The following is a 16,244-nucleotide window of genomic DNA, read 5'->3' as shown; positions in this document are numbered from 1 at the left end:
GATCGCAAAACATGACCTTTCGAGTTTCCCGGAAAGTTTGGGCTCGCTTGGGGCAAAAAACAGACGATCCTCTTGGCGGGCTTCGCCAACGCGCGATCAATCGAAACATTTAGACATAAAACTTTAAGATTGAGCGACTCAATCTCGACTCTCATGCTCACGACCCCGCAGAGGTTTGCAGATGGGCTACTTCAAGCCTTTGAGCACCTTCACAGCCTCTCAACGGATGCCCCGCACGCACTCAACCTTATACAGAGTAAACATTATTCACCAATAACATTGTAAAATCACTAAGCTGCTATCAATTGCATCAAGTTTGTGTAATGACAACAAAGTTAATTGAACGTCCAAATAGTAAATTGTGGCTGGCGGCAATCAAGCCGCCCATGTACAGCGTTGCGGTGATTCCTATTTCAGTAGGAACTGCCGTTGCTTTTGCCGAAACTCAAACGATTAATTCGTCAATTTTTTCGACATTTTTAATGTCAGCCATTCTGATTATAGCATGGCTGAATCTCAGCAATGATGTATTTGACTCTGAAACAGGCATCGATAAAAACAAAGCGCATTCTCTAGTTAACTTAACCGGAAATAAAACTTTGATTTTCGGGCTAGCCAATCTGTTTTTAGCAGTTGGAGTGTCGGGAATTTGCGCCATAAGCTGGTGGCAAAAAGACCCAACAGTAATTTTGCTAGTAGTTTTATGCTGTGCTCTCGGCTACACTTATCAAGGGCCTCCGTTTCGTCTTGGCTATCAGGGTTTGGGAGAAATTATTTGCTTTTTCACCTTCGGGCCGCTAGCCTTTGCCGCTGCTTATTACAGTCAGACTCAAACTTGGTCGGCAACTAATTTTGCGGCTTCGACACTCGTGGGAATTACTACGAGTATCATCTTATTTTGTTCTCACTTTCACCAAGTTGAGGACGATGTGGCGGCCTGCAAAAAATCGCCTATTGTTCGACTCGGTACGAAAAAAGGTGCTCAGTTATTGCAGTGGTTGTGCGGCAGCGTTTATGCTTTGACTGTGCTATTTGTGGCTTTGGGAATGTTCCCAATTTGGACGCTGTTGATTTTTGGGAGTTTGCCATTTGCGATCGACCTTTGCCGCCATGTCACAGACTATCACGACCAACCGGGAAAGGTTAGCAACTCTAAGTTTATCGCAGTTACGCTGCATTTTTCGAGCGGATTGCTGCTGGCGTTGGGCTTTGCTTTGTAGATCGGGCGATCGAGAATAATAGATATCTCCAATAATTAATGTGGAACAGGCCGGAGAGCCTGTTTAAGAATAGCTTGTTTGGAGATGTATAATGGTAAAATAAAGGTACGGTTCGTAGTGAGGACTTTAGTCCTGTTTCTAATATTTTAGTCAATCAGGACTAAAGTCCTTACTACAAAAAGTTTGATCTTGAATCACCAACATGGAGAAGCAAATCATGAGCACGCCAGTAGAAATTAGCCCAACCCTGACTCTAGAAGAAATTTTTAGTCTGTATCCTGATGAGTGGGTACTCATCGTCAATCCTGAATTAGATGAAGAATTAAGTGTGATTCGAGGTGAAGTTTTAGCCCATGCAACAGAACGCGATGAAATTTATAGTAAGCTTTCATTAAGGAATGGAAAATCTGTAGCCATAGAATATACTGGACTGATACCAGACAACCTAGCAGTGATGTTATGACGAAAATGCCAAATTATCAGAAAGCCTACCGTTTGTTGCGTTATGGGCAAAATTTGCTTGCCGTGCAAGCAACGATTGGCAGTATAGAAGGGGGCAATTTTCTGCGGGTGCGTTTATTGGTAGATACGGGATCTAGCTTCACAATATTGCCAGTTCAAGTGTTACAAAATTTGGGTTACGATACTGGCAATCCTTTACGCAGACAAGAATTAGTTACAGGTCAAGGAATAATTTATGCTCCTGTGATTAATGTATCTTGGTTTAATTGTGTGGGTCAACTAATAGAAGATTTTGAGATAGTTGCCCATAATCTACCACCAAATATTCGTATAAATGGTCTTATTGGTATGGATTTTCTCACTCGTTTTCAAGCAGTCATATCTGTTGGCGATGCGGAAATTAAATTTCAGTAAATATGGAAAAATCTAAAAATTATCAATTTCACTATACTTTAACTGACAACAAAAATCAGCCACTAATTTTATTACTCCACGGATTTACGGGCAACAATCAAGATTTTAGCAGCGTCATTTCCTTACTATCTAAAAGTTATTGCTGTCTAGCAGTTGACCTTCCCGGTCATGGAGAAACCAGAGTAATCGGCGACGAAAGTTGCTACAATATGCCAAATACAGCCCAAGCATTGATCCAGTTATTAAATGATTTACAAATAGACAAATGTTTGTTGTTGGGCTATTCAATGGGCGGGCGATTGGCACTTTACATGACATTACATTTTCCAGAAAGATTCGAGAAAGTAGTGTTAGAGTCAGCTTCGCCAGGATTGAAGACAGAAAAAGAGCGATCGCACAGACTGCAATCCGATTTACAACTAGCACAAAAGCTGGAAAATAGCAACATTAAAGATTTTATATTAAACTGGTACGAGCGCCCTTTATTCAAATCTTTAAAAAACTCTCCCAACTTCGACAAGCTTATAGAATCCCGCTTAACAAACAATCCCTTAGAATTAGCCAAATCACTCCGCAACATGGGAACAGGCAACCAGCCCTCTCTCTGGGAAAAACTCGCACAAAATCAAATTCCCATCCTCTTGCTAGCGGGAGAATATGATGATAAATTTACAACTATAAATACCGAAATTGCCAGCTTGTGTCCAGCCGCCCGTCTGGAAATTGTACCAAAAGCTGGCCACAATATCCATTTTGAAAATTTTGATAAGTTTGGATCAGTTGTGAGACAATTTTATGATTAACGGGTAGCAAGAAACCGGGTTTTTTACGATTATCCTTCGTCATAACCGACAAATTAAGTAAAAACCCGGTTTCTTAGGTTTGAGTGATTAACTAAAAAACAAATGCTGTATCAATTCGAGTTTCGCACTTATCAGCGAAAATTTAAGCTTCCACTGCAAACAAGTCACGGCATTTGGGATATTCGCGAAGGAATTATCCTGCGACTTATTGGCGCAAATAATCAAATTGGCTGGGGAGAAATTGCCCCTTTGAGTTGGTTTGCTTCGGAAAGTTTTGAGCAAGCTTTAGATTTTTGTCACCAGTTGCCAGGTAATATTTCATCGGAGACGATTTACTCTATTTCCGCTGAATTGCCTGCTTGTCAATTTGGCTTTGAGTCAGCGCTATCAAACTCTAGATCCCCCCTAACCCCCCTTAATAAGGGGGGGACAAGAAATATTCTCAAAGGCCCCCTTATTAAGGGGGATTTAGGGGGATCTAGACTTCGCCTAAAATCGACATTGATTGCGGGTTCAGTCTTAAGCAGTCACCAATGGAGAGAGGTTGGGAATGAGGAAGAAAAAAATCGGTTCAGCGGTTTATTGCCAGCAGGTGAAACAGCTTTGCAGGCTTTGCAAGTGCTTTGGTTAGAGGGATATCGCACGTTTAAATGGAAAATTGGTGTTGCTGCAATTGAGGAAGAATTAAAGATTTTTCAGCAGCTAATTAAGGCAATGCACAATTTGTGCGATCGCGAAAAAGCATTTTTGCGCTTAGATGCCAACGGGGGACTCAGTTACTCGCAGGCTAAAACATGGCTGGAAGCTTGCGACGAGGTAAAAGCAACGCCCGATTTTTCCGCAGACATTGAATTTTTGGAACAGCCGCTGCCCGTAACACAGTTTCAGGAAATGGTAGAATTGAATGCTATTTATGCAACTCCGATCGCCCTTGATGAATCTGCCGCCAACCTCGATCGCATCCAAGAGTGCTACAGCCAAGGCTGGCGGGGCATTTTCGTCATTAAACCTGCGATATGCGGTTCTCCATCCCAACTGCGAAAATTTTGTCAAACTCACAATATAGATGCTGTTTTCTCATCAGTATTTGAAACCCAAATCGGCAGACAAGCAGCCTTAAATTTAGCAACACAATTGTCTTTAAATAAGAGAGCACTCGGCTTTGGCACCGATTGCTGGTTCGATGACAATCATTCGATTTTAGATTTTAGATTTTAGATTACTCCTGGGGGCTCAGAAACCGGGTTTTTTACGAAAAGACGCGTTGCAGCCGACAAATTCGGTAAAAAACCCGGTTTCTTTGTCGGAGTGCGTAACTCCTGTAATTGTTTTGAATAGAGAAACTTGGTGAAAGCATCTATGGCAACAAATCTCACAGTAAATATCCTGGATATCGCCTCTGGCTTGCCCGATAATTGGCTTATCGGTTGTGACAGTCGCGAATTTGCCCGAATTGTCGATCGGCTATTTCAAGAAATCACCCAAAATCCCGCACAAAAAACACCCCAAAAAATTTGCCTCGCAGAACCAGAACCCGTGCAATTTCTGGCCAGTTTCATCGCCGCCCGCGCCGCCAAATGCCCGATTTTTCTCTGCAATCCCAACTGGGTAAAACAAGAATGGCAGCAAGTCTTTGATTTAATCGAACCAGACATATTTTTAGGACAATACCCGCTTCCCAAAAATCCCCATATCCCAGTCCGCGAAGGCGGACTTTATTTGTCTAGCCGCGAATTGCATTCGCCGACTAAAAGCGGTTTTGATACGATTATGATTCCCACCGGCGGTTCTTCAGGAAAAATCCGTTTTGCCATCCACACTTGGGAAACACTAACTGCATCAGTACAAGGTTTTCAACAATATTTTCAAGTTGACAAAATCAACTCGTTATGCGTTTTGCCATTATACCACGTCAGCGGTTTAATGCAATTCATGCGTTCCTTTACTACCGGAGGAAAACTGGCTATTCAGCAATTTAAAGAATTAGAAAATGGTAAAAAATGCGACATCGAACCCGAAGAATTTTTCATTTCTTTAGTTCCAACTCAACTGCAACGGCTGCTGCAAAACCAAGATACAGCTAATTGGCTGGGACGGTTTCGTGCTGTACTTTTGGGCGGTGCTCCCGCTTGGTCGGAACTTTTAGAAACAGCTAGAAACTATCAAATCAAATTAGCACCCAGTTACGGCATGACAGAAACCGCCTCGCAAATTGCTACACTAAAACCCCAAGATTTTCTCGCGGGCAATAACAGTTCCGGTCAAACTTTACCGCACGCTAAAATAACTATTCGCAGTGCTAATGGCGAGATTTTGTGCCACAATCAAATCGGAAATATTGCGGTTAATGCTAAATCTTTGGCGTTGGGTTATTATCCTGAAAAATTTGGCAATCGCGAATATTTCCACTTAGACGATTTGGGATTTTTTGATAAAAATAACTACTTAAATATCGTCGGACGCAGCAGCGACAAAATTATCACAGGCGGAGAAAATGTATTTCCGGCGGAAGTTGAAGCCGTTGTGCGATCGACTAATTTAGTTGCGGATGTTGCTGTAATTGGCTTGCCAGACAAAGATTGGGGTCAAGTCGTTACGGCTATCTATGTTCCCGCTAATTCCGAAGTTACTGTCAAAAATCTGCAAGTGGCAATAGAAGATAAGTTGAGCAAGTTTAAGCGGCCGAAATATTGGGTAATCGTCGAAAAATTGCCGCGCAATTCTCAAGGCAAAGTTAATCGAGAACAATTGCAAAAAATTGCGATCGAATATCAATAATTATTAGACGATCGCAATCAACGCAGAAGGCAGAATTTCTCATGCTTATTTCCGACTCCTGACAACTGTCAACTGTCAACAGTTAACTGTTCACTGTTGACAGTCAACTGACTAATTACTGCAAACCTAACAGCCTTCTCATCCTCTCTGCTTCTTGCCTTTGAACGTCCATAAACTTCAACATTCGGTAAAGTACCTCTATTTGGGGCAACTTAATACCTGCTTGCTGCGCCACCCGTATCGGATTACCAAAAATCGCCTCAACTTCCAGGGGTCGCGATTCATCATAATCGATTTTCATGCTGGTGCGGTAAGGCTTCATTTTCTGAGTGTATTCGAGCATCTGTGGGATAAAGTCATCGGGAATAATGCGATCGCAACTTTTGGCTCCCGCTACCACTTCCCCCATGATTTCCTCCACTAAAATCAGAGTATCAGGATTAGCCATCAGTTCGTCAGTTCTCGCATCCAACACTACAGACAGCCCGTTATAAGGAATATTCCAAACCAGCTTTTTCCACCTTGACAATAGCAAATCATCGCTCATTTTTATGGGAATATGAGCACGTTTAAAGTCCGCAGCAATTTGGTGCAATCTATTAGTAATACCGATTGCTTTGTAGTCTTGGGAATATTCTGCCAGCGTGATAGTGCCGTAATCTAGGTGGCAGATATGACCGGGCCCAACTTTATAAGAACAGAGAAAACACAGCCCGCCAACCACTCGTTCTGCACCGACAATTTTAGCGACTTCCGGTTCCGTATTTAATCCGTTTTGCAATACTAAAACCGCGCCGTTATCCTTTAATAAAGGAGGCAAAATTTTGGGCAACAAGTGATTTTGAGTTGTTTTCAGCGCTAGAATTACTACGTCGCACTGAGGCATTTTGTGTGCGTCATGGTAGGCGCGGACGTGGGGGAGGGTGAAGTCGCCTTCGGGAGACTCGACAATCAAACCGTGTTTTTTGACCTGATGGTAATCGCTGCGTAGCAAAAAATTGACTTCTAAACCTGCTTGTTGCAGTCTAGCACCGTAGAATCCGCCTAAAGCTCCCGTGCCGACAATGGCATAATTGCGATTTGACATACTATCAAAAATTCCGAAAAAATTCTCAACCTAAAAGAAATTTGACTGTCATACCCTGCTATTATTTAAAAATAGAACTAATCTGAAATCTCAATTTCAAATTTCCTCATCCACTGCATCAAGTCTTCAGATAGCTGTTTTCTAGTTCGGCTAAGTGCATCGATGCAGACGTGCTTAGTAAGACCTTTTGCTGCGCTTCTTCCTGCAACTTCGCCAGAAAATACTTGATAGACAATTTCAAATTCATCGCCACCAACTTGTTTGGGCGTCAATTGAATCGTCAGCCGATCGCCCGCAAACATTGGGCGATAAAAATCTACACTAGCATGAATTATGGGAAAAGCAACCTCGGGATTGCTGAAAAATGCTTTGAGATTGATTCCCGATGCGGCTAGAGATGCCTCGTAAGCTTCGTGGCACATCGCCAAAACGTTAGCAAAGTAAACGACTCCAGCAGCATCGGTATCTTGAAAGTGAACAGTGCGGGTGTAAGTGAAAGGCATTTGAGGTAGTAACGGGCGATCGCAAATTCGATCGCAATTTCACTAACCATCATATCGGTAAATCCGCACTTTGGGAGAAGTTATCAGCTAAGTAAGTAGGCGCTAATTTTTTTTATTTAGGACTAAGGCAAACTCTCACAAATAGGGGTTGAATTTTAGCTATGTAGTTGCGATAGACTAGCTCTTAGCTTAGGAAAGAGCGCCCAAGTGCAACTACATACCTTTGTTTAATGTACCAGTTGCCTAAGTCCTAATATTGTAAAAATGGCCTTCCTCACTGCTTCCCCTTCTTCTTAACCTTTGTTCTTAATCAACATCACGTCTATAATCTTGAGGGCAATATCTTCGGAAAGCCCCAATGCACTGTAAAGATCGTTCAAAAGTTGTTCTTCTTCTTCTGAAACCTCGCCATCGGCTAAAGCGATATCAGTTGTCACAGCAAAAACAGTTTCTTTAAGTTCGTCGGGAAGCATTGCCAAAGCTGCATTAAACAGTACCTCAACTCCTTGCCGTTGCAGAATCATCAGCAGACGATCAAGCATTTTTCTCATCACGTCATCAGGATAACTGCGGAACAGTTGCATCCGAGATAGCGTCATGCTAATCGCTTTACTTTCGCTGTCATTGATGTAACCGTCGGCTGCTACGGCAATTAGCGCGATCGCCGCAAATGATTCGGCAGGCCCTAATGTTACGTCCGTTTCTTGGCGAGTCTGCGATACTTTATCAAATAAACCCATGATATTTTCCTCATTATTTAGTGGTAGATCTATGGAGTCAGGATGGGTTCTGGCTCTGGAGGTTTCTTTGGGGATTTTGATAATTATATCAAATGTTGTTAGTTATTTATTATCAATAAAATTAGGAAAAACTTAAGAATTTTTATTTCGCCCTTCGGCGCTGCAATGGCGGGTTTATTTAGATCCTGAATTGTCTTCTGATATCTGGGGTAAAACCCGCCCTCCCAGCGCAGACTATCTACTTGCCAAAAAGGGCTAAATCTGCTTTCAGGAAATCAACAAACTGCCGCGCAGTCCGGCCCGATCGCCCATTGCGACGAGTTGCCCATTCTTTAGCGCGGTGTTCCAAATCATCGGGAGCGAGTTTGATTCCAGCAAGTTCTGCCAGATGTCGGACAATTGTTAAATAAGTGTTTTGATCGGCAGGTTCAAAAGTTAAAGTCAAGCCAAACCGATCGCTAAATGAAAGTTTTTCCTGCACGGTATCCCAAGCGTGAACTTCATCTCCGTCGCGGGGGCGAGGCCTGTCGTCAAAAAACTCTCGAATTAAATGCCTGCGGTTAGATGTAGCGTAAACTGCCACATTTTGAGATCGAGCAGTTACATTCCCCTCCAAGACAACTTTCAGAGCTTTAAAAGCATCGTCATCTTCCTCAAAGGAAAGGTCATCCACAAAAATAATAAACTTTTGAGGAACTCCCCGCAACTTTTCGACAATTAGCGGCAAATCTTGCAAGTCAGATTTAGATACTTCAATCAAGCGCAAATTGCGAGATCCAAATTCATTTAACAGCGACTTCACCAAAGACGACTTACCCGAACCGCGGCTGCCATACAGCAAGACGTGCAAAGCCGGATAACCCGCCAGCAAAAACTCCGTATTTTTCACCAGAGCATCCCGCTGCCAATCGCAGCAAACCAACTCTTTTAAAGTTATGCCATCGGGATGCGAAATATTTGCCAACTCCCCTCCCCGCCACCTAAAAGCGCGATATTCGGCAAACAAACCCGTGCCAAACTGTCGGTAATAAACCGCCAAAGATTCCGCCGCACTCGACCATTTTTCCAGTTTTTCGTGCAGCGGCAAATCTCCCTGTTTTGCTACAGTTTCTGAATGCCAAATCGGAGGCACTGCGTCAAGTTGACCCGCTACCCGTACCCACTTGCTCAACTGTTCGCTGCTGCATTCGTAAATATTTTGCAGCACTTCTAAATCATGTTGCGCTGCTTCCACCAACGCGGGGGGCAAACTTGCAAAATCTGTTTGCTGTGCTCGGCGAGAAAAGGGGTTTTCGTCTTTGAGAATTTCGGCAATCAGAGAATCTTTCCAGCTTAAATTTTTAGCAGCCTGAACTTTGAACCAGTTCCCGTAAGCTACTTGACATTCCAAACCGCTGACTTCGCTGTGGTGGAGGGCTTGCAGCAAATCGAGAAAAGCTTGACCTGCGGGGCTTTTGAGAACTGATTGATACAGCAGCAGGGATGCTGCGAGGCGCTGGAGGTAACGGATTTGGGCGATCGCACCAGAAGTTAGGGCTGACATAATGGCAATTGTATAACAGTTAGATATCCTGACTGGGTTTAATAAATTTTCTAACAATTTGTGACACTAATTGCAGCCCGCGCTGTATAAATTTAGATGCAAAGAGTGAAATCGGGAGGATTAAAAATGAATTTAGGTACAGCAGCGGCGATCGGCTACGGCATTTTAACACTGGTTGGCGGCATCATGGGTTATATCAAGGCCAAAAGCCAAGCCTCGCTCATTTCGGGCTTGATTAGCGGTTCGCTGCTAATTTTTGCCGGCACCGCCCAGCTTATGGGACAAAGTTGGGGTTTAACATTAGCAGCAGCCATCTCCGCTGTTTTAGTAATAGTCTTTATTGTGCGCCTTGTTAAAACTCAAAAATTCATGCCGGCCGGAATGCTAATTTTAGCTAGCTTAGCGTCTTTGGGCGCGATCGTTTACGAAATCAGCGGTCAATATCAATAATCTGTTGACTGTTGACTGTTGACTGTTGACTGTTGACTGTTTTTAGTGGTCAGTGGTTATTTGTTAATTGTTAGTTGTTCGTTCTAATAACCAATAACCAATAACTACTAACCAATAACCAATAACCAGTGACCACTAAGTAATGACAAATAAGTAATGACTAATGACTAATGACTAATAACTAATAACTAACCACTAATGATTGATGACTGCATCAATATACTGCTGAACTTCCCTAAGTTGCTGCCGCTGGCATTCGATCCACTCTTTTTCCGCCGATCGCTGTTCCGGCGTCTCTTTCTGATACCGCGCCTGCTTTTCTAAAAAATTATTGTAGAATTTAATCGCTTTTTCAACTGTTTTAATGGCCAGTTTCATGCGCTCCTCAAAAACTGCTACGATCGCATTATCTAGGATTAATCCAATCACTTTACAGGATTCTTCAAAATCGACCAAAGTGACTCCCAGATTGCTTTTATGAACTAGAGTTTCTACAGGTTCTTTCAACGTTTCTTTAAAACTTTTTATATAAGAATCAGGCAAATATTTCAGGGGCTCCGTAAACTTCGATACAATCTCTCCGCCTATTGATTGTAGCCGCTCTCTAAAATTAGATTGACTGTTTAGGTCGAAGCATTCAATACAAACTTCAATTTTTTCTATATCAATAGATTGTAATTCTTTAAAAATTAAACTCAGTTCATTCTCCATAATTAAACTCACTCGCTCTGCCTGGGAATCAACTTCATTTCGCAACTCTTTGTGCAAATTATCTTTTTCAAAAAAACCAATAGTATCTCTTTGAAAGACTTGAGGGTTTTTATCCCACAAAAACCACTGATTTTTTAACTTGGTCGCCTTGTCGCTCCAAGATTTGCGAACTTTAGCAACAGCATCATATTTGCCCTGTTTTCCTAAACTGCGAATTCTCACATCGCATCCGCTTAGTTCGCCAATTTGCTCCCAGACATCAACAGGAGATGCTCCAGCAATTCTCGGCTTGCTATTCCAGACATCCTCAGCCTGAGATACATCTTTGAAACATACCTGAAGTAACCCCTTGAGTCTGATGGCAGATTGCTTAATTTCGTCAATACAAGGTTCCACATCTAAGCTGAGTTGGGTAGCTGACTGTTTAATCTCCACGGATTGATATTCGTCTGCCAACAATCGATCGCTAAACTGGGTAATAGCCTGGAATGCCTTGAGATACTCATTCATTTCCTTTCATCCCTCGTTTCCCTAAACAGCATACAATACAGAACATCTGCCTTTTTGAATGGAAACTGAGTCACAACATGGATTATATATTCACCCCTGCAACTCAGGCGCGACTCAATAGTGGCAAACTGGTACAGCCTGCTGCCAAAACAGGAAAATTGCTCCCGGCAGCTAGAGAGCCGGTGACAGGGGAGTTTGTGGAGCTTGCAAAAATCTTTTATCAATCAAGAAGTGAAACTCTATCCTCGCGCGGAGTTATAGGATTGCTCGCACAGTTAGCCGGAGGTGGCCCCATACAGCCGCTGGTAGCTCCCGTGTACGTGACACTGGCGCCGTTGCAGGTTGCTCAAACTCATCAGGGGTTTCAAAAAATATACAGAATGCTTAACTGTCTGAAAATTAATTTGGCAGTGATGCAAGCGACTGCTGCTGTCATTGGTATTGGCACTGTATCGAGCACAGTTTTGTCAGCAGTAAACCTGAACCAAGTATTAAAAATCCGAGAAGAGGCAAAGCACCAGAAGCTAAAAATTAAAGACGGATTTATTGATCTCAGACACATCCTCAAAGATAGGGGAGTAGAGGTGATCCAGCAGATTTTTAAGGTGGCTCACGACTCTAGTTTTGAAATGCACCGCCAGAAACTGTTTAACGGTTACGAGATTTTTTCTAAAGCTATCAAACGCTGTCAGTCAGCCCTGACAGTGCCCGATCTTAAACTTCGGAATTCCGAAATTAATACCGGGCGGGATATGCTGTTTGAGGCTTTAAAAATTTATGATAATCCCAGTTTGCTAGAGGGGCTGTGTTCTGCCGGACAGCTCAGGCAAATGGAATGTGTTTGGGCGATCGAGCAGGCGATCGGCATCACGTTTCACTTGCAGCGGGCCTACGATATGGTGAGCGATCGCCTGCTGGAACTCCAATCAAAAATTCGTCAAAATATTCTAACTGTTGTTAAAGGATGTCAATCGGAAGCCGAACTAGATTTTTTATTTCCTGAAGTTACTAGGATTCTCGGTCATGATTTAAGTGTAATAGAATTTTGGCAAAATGAGGTTGATTGGATGCAAACTTTGTCTGCAAAAGAGCAGCACCAGTTAGCTAGTTTAGATAAACTCACCGGCGAGAGTTTAAAAAGCAGCGTGTACACTACATTCGCGGTATTAGCTGCGGAACCTTCACTTTATGAAAGTTTAAAGCAAAAGTCTCACTTTCTATCCTTGCGCGACCAGCTAACCTTCGCTGTCTCGCCGGAAATCCGCCGGAGATACGAATTTTATATCAGCCAGCAGGCGATCGCGACTGGCTATCAAGCTTTAGCTGCCTCGAATTGGCAAGAAATATCCGATTTAACTGTGGCTAACCTCTACTACTTTTTTAAAATCCGAGAGGACTCAACTGAAAGTTCTCCAACTGAGGACGAGTTAGAAACACCTTATTGGTACTTTCCCCAAACCTTAAAAAACGAGCTGAATTATAGCAATTAAATGACCAATGACTAATTATATCATGTTCGATCGAGCGATTAAAAGATTAAAAGGGCGGGTTTTTGAGATTGTCAATTATTGGCAGATATTTTTCGTGAACCCGCCCCTACCGTATTAGGGGTAATCGACTGGACATGATATTACACCAGTTCATCAAAAGGATGCAACTCTAGGGAAGTTCCCAACCATTATGCAGTAAGTCATTCGATTTTAGATTTTAGATTTTAGATTTTGGATTGACCCCACGGATAAATTCGGGGGCTTGAGGATTTTAGATTTTAGATTTTGGATTGATTCCACGGATAAATCCGGGGGCTTGTACCATCAAGAAATTCTTGGTCATTCCCATCTAAGATCTAAAATCTAAAATCTAAAATCTAAAATCTAAAATCTAAAATGGTATTACCTTAACCACAACTTAATAGTATTGTCTTTAGAACCGCTAGCAATAGTTTTGCCATCGGGACTAAAAGTAACCACATAAACCTCATCCGTATGTCCTGTCAAAGTATTCAGCAATTCTCCGGTAGCAAAATCCCAAATTTTAATAGTTTTATCCTTGCTCCCGCTCGCAATAAACTTCCCGTCCGGGCTGATAGCAACCGAGACAATATCGTCAGAATGTCCCTTGATCGAGCGAATTAAATCTCCGGTTTCGATATTCCAGATTTTAATACTTTCATCGTAGGAACCGCTAACAATTGTTTGGCCGTCCGGGCTAACAGCAACCGACCTCACCGCGTCGCCGTGTCCCTCAAGAGTTTTGAGCAACGCCCCTGTTGCTACATCAACAACTGTAATTTTTTTATCCTTAGAAGCGCTAACCAAACTTTTTCCATCGGGAGTGAAAGCAACAGAATAAACAAAATCTGTATGGTCTGGAAAACTCTGAATCAAACGGCCAGTTGCTGCATCCGAAATCTTTGTGGTTTTGTCTCCGCTACCGCTAGCGACAAGCTGTCCGTCGGGGCTGAGAGCGACAGACCAAACAGAAGCAGTGTGGTCGAGACTGCGAATCACTTGCCCTGTTTTCAAATCCCACAACATGACTCGCCAAAAACCGGTTCCAGTCGCCAGTTTCGTACCGTTTGAGTCAAAAGCAACCGACCAAATAGTGGAGGAATCTCCTGGAAAAGTGCGGATCGACTTGCCTGTAGCTAAATCCCAAATTTGGATGGTTTTGTCTTTTGAACCGCTGGCTAACATTAAGCCGTCTGGACTGAAAGCAACAGACCCAACCGCATCTGAATGCTGAGCGAAATTTTTGACTTTGGCGTTCTTCCACAGCAAGCCTGCTTGGCACTGTTCCTGCAAGTCCTGAGCGGACGCATAGCTGCTGTTCGTGTTGGCAATTGTTGGGATTTGGCTGATGCAGTCTTCATAATTGCTGGCTTTATAAAGAGCTTCAATTTGATTGAGCTGTTGGGATTCTTGCTGGGCTCGCTGCTGCCATTCTTGCCACTTGAGATATCCGTAAATTCCGCCGATCGCAGCTAAGAGAGCCGCAATCGTTGCCCCGGCTAGATAAGGATTGAATTTGCGAGTTTCTTTGGGGACAAGTGCTGCTGGGCTGGCGATCCTCTCCGTTGGCGTAGCCCCCGTAGGGGCGGGCTGCGCTAACGACAAATCGGTTTTTCCGTTCTGATTTACCTGCGGGGATACCATCGGACTTGCCTGCAATTCGAGCTGAGGGGCGCTGCTCGCTGGTGGCGGATTGGGGTTGCGGTGTCCCTCCAAAACTGTGGAGATCGCCTTGTACAATTTAGCGAATAAAGATTTAGGAATGACTAATTCTTCGATTTTCGCGGCATCTTCGTCGGTAAGCCCTAAAACTTGCTGCAAGCGTTTTAATTCGTCGCGAGTTTCCAGAGAAAAGGGATATTCTTGCTGCATTGCTTCTTGCAGTGATTGTTCGTAGCGTTCGCCTTTTTCCCTGTATTTCCGGTAAGGGTTCAATACCTCATCTTCGATCGCCTCTGCTTCTTCTGGCAGCAATTCCAAACTGACGCGCAGTTCATCTAATATTCTACGACCGACGACTGTAATATCACCGCGGCTGCTGCTGCGCCGATCGACTTCTTCGCGATATATTGTTAGCTTGGGAATCCGCGCCCGCGAGCGATCGCCAATTTTCCTCAAATCGGCTAAAGCTTCCGCCGCCGACTGGTACCTCTCCCGAAAATCGTAGCGCACCATATTGTCCAAAACATCGGCCAGCGCTTGGGAACACGCAGCTAAATGCCGCCAAACAATTTCGCCTTTATTAGAATTTTTCAAATCCCGCAGTTTCGGCAAATCGTAAGCGGGCAAACCCGTCATTGCTTGGATGCCAATCATTCCCAAAGCGTAGATATCGCTGTTGAGTTGCGGGTTGTATTGAAATTGTTCGATCGGCATATATTCCAGCGTGCCAATCCGCACAGTTACCGGCGCTTGTCTTTGAGCGATGTGAATTTCTTTCACCGAGCCAAAGTCGATTAAAACTAACTTGTTGTCTGAATAGCGGCGGATTAAATTCCCTGGTTTAATATCTCGGTGAATTACTCCCTGTCCGTGTACAAACACTAAAATTTCTAACAGTTCCTTCAGCAAAGCAATCATTTTTTCTTCTGTTAGAGGCTTGCCCGGTACAATCTCGGTTGATAGCGAGTGACCGGCAACAAAGGATTCAACTAAGAAAAATTCTTCATTTTCTTCAAAATAAGCGAATAACTGAGGAATTTGGTCGTGTTGACCGAGCTTTTCTAGAACTTCTGCTTCTTTTTGAAAAAGACGGCGCGTAGTATTAATTAATTTCGGTTCGGTGGTACCAGGACGCAGGTGCTTGACAAAGCACTGCGGTTCTCCCGGACGGCGAATATCTTTGGCAAGATATGTTTGTCCAAATTCTCCTGTTTCTATGACTTCAATGATTTGATAGCGTCCATCTAAAAGTTGGCTCACCATGATAATAACGCAGCCTTTTTTTGGTTGATTTTCGCAAGAAACAGTTGCACTGTTGAGTCAGTTGTATAGCCTTTTTCAGGTAAATTAGGTGTTCCTGGGCATTGGCCAAACAGGGCATTGGGCATTGGCCAAACAGGGCATTGGGTATTCGGAATAGTTGTTTCTTTCCTGCTTCTTTCTTTCCTGCTTCTTTCTTTCCTTCTTCCGACTTCCATCGGACGACTTCCCTCTTCCTTTTTTCCTTCTGACTTCTTTCCTTCTGACTTCTGACTTCTGACTTCTGACATCGATATTGCACCATTCTCAATTACTTGTTTAGGAACAGGCAAGATGCCTGTTCCACAAGAAAACTCATTCTTTGTGGAACGGGCATCTTGCCCGTTCTTGACAATGGTGCAACATCTCAGTTCTGGCATACTTTATTTTTTCAACATCTGCAAAGCTTGATATCCCAAAAAGAAAAAACCCAAAGCGCCGAGTACCGCTATCGTGTTCGCAAACACATCGACTGTAAAAAATTCGCCCATTGCAATCTCCTCTGACAACTGATATCTATCCTCGGCTTTTCGGTCGCTGTCTGGGTGAGG

General features: G+C 43.3%; 15 protein-coding genes. 8 read left to right on the top strand and 7 right to left on the bottom strand.

What is annotated here, in order from left to right:
- Positions 1-323: 323 nt before the first annotated feature.
- The 6 genes from menA (at position 324) to QUA44_RS09570 (ending at position 5,677) form a co-directional block, all read left to right on the top strand.
- Positions 324-1,220 carry a 2-carboxy-1,4-naphthoquinone phytyltransferase gene (gene menA, locus QUA44_RS09595; RefSeq protein WP_333249930.1) on the top strand — a complete coding sequence of 299 codons (897 nt, stop codon included), beginning with the start codon at positions 324-326 and terminating at the stop codon, positions 1,218-1,220.
- 217 nt (positions 1,221-1,437) lie between these two features.
- Positions 1,438-1,683 carry a hypothetical protein gene (locus QUA44_RS09590; protein WP_333249931.1) on the top strand — a complete coding sequence of 82 codons (246 nt, stop codon included), beginning with the start codon at positions 1,438-1,440 and terminating at the stop codon, positions 1,681-1,683.
- On the top strand, positions 1,680-2,096 hold the full coding sequence (locus QUA44_RS09585; RefSeq protein WP_333249933.1) for a retropepsin-like aspartic protease: 417 nt from the start codon (positions 1,680-1,682) through the stop codon (positions 2,094-2,096). The genes QUA44_RS09590 and QUA44_RS09585 overlap by 4 nt, the downstream gene beginning before the upstream one ends.
- A gap of 2 nt (positions 2,097-2,098) precedes the next feature.
- The gene (gene menH / locus QUA44_RS09580) at positions 2,099-2,899 is read left to right on the top strand and encodes a 2-succinyl-6-hydroxy-2,4-cyclohexadiene-1-carboxylate synthase (protein WP_333249935.1); all 801 of its coding nucleotides are present in this window, start codon (positions 2,099-2,101) and stop codon (positions 2,897-2,899) included.
- Between the two features lie 102 nt (positions 2,900-3,001).
- Entirely contained in the window at positions 3,002-4,117 is a 1,116-nt protein-coding gene (locus QUA44_RS09575; protein ID WP_333249937.1) for an o-succinylbenzoate synthase, read from the top strand.
- Positions 4,118-4,258: 141 nt separating this feature from the next.
- Positions 4,259-5,677, top strand: a complete 1,419-nt coding sequence (locus QUA44_RS09570; RefSeq protein ID WP_333249939.1) for a 2-succinylbenzoate--CoA ligase — start codon at positions 4,259-4,261, stop codon at positions 5,675-5,677.
- Positions 5,678-5,792: 115 nt separating this feature from the next.
- On the opposite strand, the gene QUA44_RS09565 is transcribed toward QUA44_RS09570, so the two are convergent.
- From QUA44_RS09565 to QUA44_RS09550, 4 genes are all read right to left on the bottom strand, one after another.
- Positions 5,793-6,764, bottom strand: a complete 972-nt coding sequence (locus tag QUA44_RS09565; RefSeq protein ID WP_333249941.1) for a putative 2-dehydropantoate 2-reductase — start codon at positions 6,762-6,764, stop codon at positions 5,793-5,795.
- 77 nt (positions 6,765-6,841) lie between these two features.
- Entirely contained in the window at positions 6,842-7,267 is a 426-nt protein-coding gene (locus QUA44_RS09560) for a thioesterase family protein (RefSeq protein ID WP_333249943.1), read from the bottom strand.
- Positions 7,268-7,560: 293 nt separating this feature from the next.
- Positions 7,561-8,007, bottom strand: coding sequence for a tellurite resistance TerB family protein (locus QUA44_RS09555; RefSeq protein WP_333249944.1), 447 nt, complete (start codon positions 8,005-8,007; stop codon positions 7,561-7,563).
- Positions 8,008-8,245: 238 nt separating this feature from the next.
- On the bottom strand, positions 8,246-9,550 hold the full coding sequence (locus QUA44_RS09550; protein ID WP_333249946.1) for an ATP-binding protein: 1,305 nt from the start codon (positions 9,548-9,550) through the stop codon (positions 8,246-8,248).
- 126 nt (positions 9,551-9,676) lie between these two features.
- Here QUA44_RS09550 and QUA44_RS09545 point away from each other — a divergent pair, with 126 nt between their 5' ends.
- Entirely contained in the window at positions 9,677-10,000 is a 324-nt protein-coding gene (locus QUA44_RS09545) for a TMEM14 family protein (RefSeq protein ID WP_190735279.1), read from the top strand.
- Positions 10,001-10,195: 195 nt separating this feature from the next.
- Here QUA44_RS09545 and QUA44_RS09540 read toward each other — a convergent pair whose 3' ends face one another.
- The gene (locus QUA44_RS09540) at positions 10,196-11,221 is read right to left on the bottom strand and encodes a hypothetical protein (protein WP_333249948.1); all 1,026 of its coding nucleotides are present in this window, start codon (positions 11,219-11,221) and stop codon (positions 10,196-10,198) included.
- Positions 11,222-11,298: 77 nt separating this feature from the next.
- Between QUA44_RS09540 and QUA44_RS09535 the strand changes: the two genes are divergently transcribed.
- Complete coding sequence (locus QUA44_RS09535; protein WP_333249950.1) at positions 11,299-12,711, top strand: hypothetical protein; 1,413 nt, start codon at positions 11,299-11,301, stop codon at positions 12,709-12,711.
- A 402-nt stretch (positions 12,712-13,113) separates the two neighbouring features.
- On the opposite strand, the gene QUA44_RS09530 is transcribed toward QUA44_RS09535, so the two are convergent.
- Positions 13,114-15,657 (bottom strand): protein kinase domain-containing protein, encoded by a 2,544-nt coding sequence (locus tag QUA44_RS09530; protein ID WP_333249952.1) that lies wholly within the window; start codon positions 15,655-15,657, stop codon positions 13,114-13,116.
- Positions 15,651-16,073, bottom strand: a complete 423-nt coding sequence (locus tag QUA44_RS09525) for a hypothetical protein (protein WP_333249953.1) — start codon at positions 16,071-16,073, stop codon at positions 15,651-15,653. Before QUA44_RS09525 ends, QUA44_RS09530 begins: the two co-directional genes overlap by 7 nt.
- Between the last annotated feature and the right edge of the window lie 171 nt (positions 16,074-16,244).

Source organism: Microcoleus sp. N9_A2, assembly GCF_036701775.1.
Classification (GTDB): Bacteria; Cyanobacteriota; Cyanobacteriia; order Cyanobacteriales; family Microcoleaceae; genus Microcoleus.
This window is presented reverse-complemented; position numbering and strand designations above follow the sequence as displayed.

Excerpts from the sequence above, each read along its gene's own strand:
- menA (WP_333249930.1), top strand. The coding sequence starts at position 324 with ATGACAACAAAGTTAATTGAACGTCCAAATAGTAAATTGTGGCTGGCG.
- QUA44_RS09590 (WP_333249931.1), top strand. The coding sequence starts at position 1,438 with ATGAGCACGCCAGTAGAAATTAGCCCAACCCTGACTCTAGAAGAAATT.
- QUA44_RS09585 (WP_333249933.1), top strand. The coding sequence starts at position 1,680 with ATGACGAAAATGCCAAATTATCAGAAAGCCTACCGTTTGTTGCGTTAT.
- menH (WP_333249935.1), top strand. The coding sequence starts at position 2,099 with ATGGAAAAATCTAAAAATTATCAATTTCACTATACTTTAACTGACAAC.
- QUA44_RS09575 (WP_333249937.1), top strand. The coding sequence starts at position 3,002 with ATGCTGTATCAATTCGAGTTTCGCACTTATCAGCGAAAATTTAAGCTT.
- QUA44_RS09570 (WP_333249939.1), top strand. The coding sequence starts at position 4,259 with ATGGCAACAAATCTCACAGTAAATATCCTGGATATCGCCTCTGGCTTG.
- QUA44_RS09565 (WP_333249941.1), bottom strand. The coding sequence starts at position 6,764 with ATGTCAAATCGCAATTATGCCATTGTCGGCACGGGAGCTTTAGGCGGA.
- QUA44_RS09560 (WP_333249943.1), bottom strand. The coding sequence starts at position 7,267 with ATGCCTTTCACTTACACCCGCACTGTTCACTTTCAAGATACCGATGCT.
- QUA44_RS09555 (WP_333249944.1), bottom strand. The coding sequence starts at position 8,007 with ATGGGTTTATTTGATAAAGTATCGCAGACTCGCCAAGAAACGGACGTA.
- QUA44_RS09550 (WP_333249946.1), bottom strand. The coding sequence starts at position 9,550 with ATGTCAGCCCTAACTTCTGGTGCGATCGCCCAAATCCGTTACCTCCAG.
- QUA44_RS09545 (WP_190735279.1), top strand. The coding sequence starts at position 9,677 with ATGAATTTAGGTACAGCAGCGGCGATCGGCTACGGCATTTTAACACTG.
- QUA44_RS09540 (WP_333249948.1), bottom strand. The coding sequence starts at position 11,221 with ATGAATGAGTATCTCAAGGCATTCCAGGCTATTACCCAGTTTAGCGAT.
- QUA44_RS09535 (WP_333249950.1), top strand. The coding sequence starts at position 11,299 with ATGGATTATATATTCACCCCTGCAACTCAGGCGCGACTCAATAGTGGC.
- QUA44_RS09530 (WP_333249952.1), bottom strand. The coding sequence starts at position 15,657 with ATGGTGAGCCAACTTTTAGATGGACGCTATCAAATCATTGAAGTCATA.
- QUA44_RS09525 (WP_333249953.1), bottom strand. The coding sequence starts at position 16,073 with ATGCCAGAACTGAGATGTTGCACCATTGTCAAGAACGGGCAAGATGCC.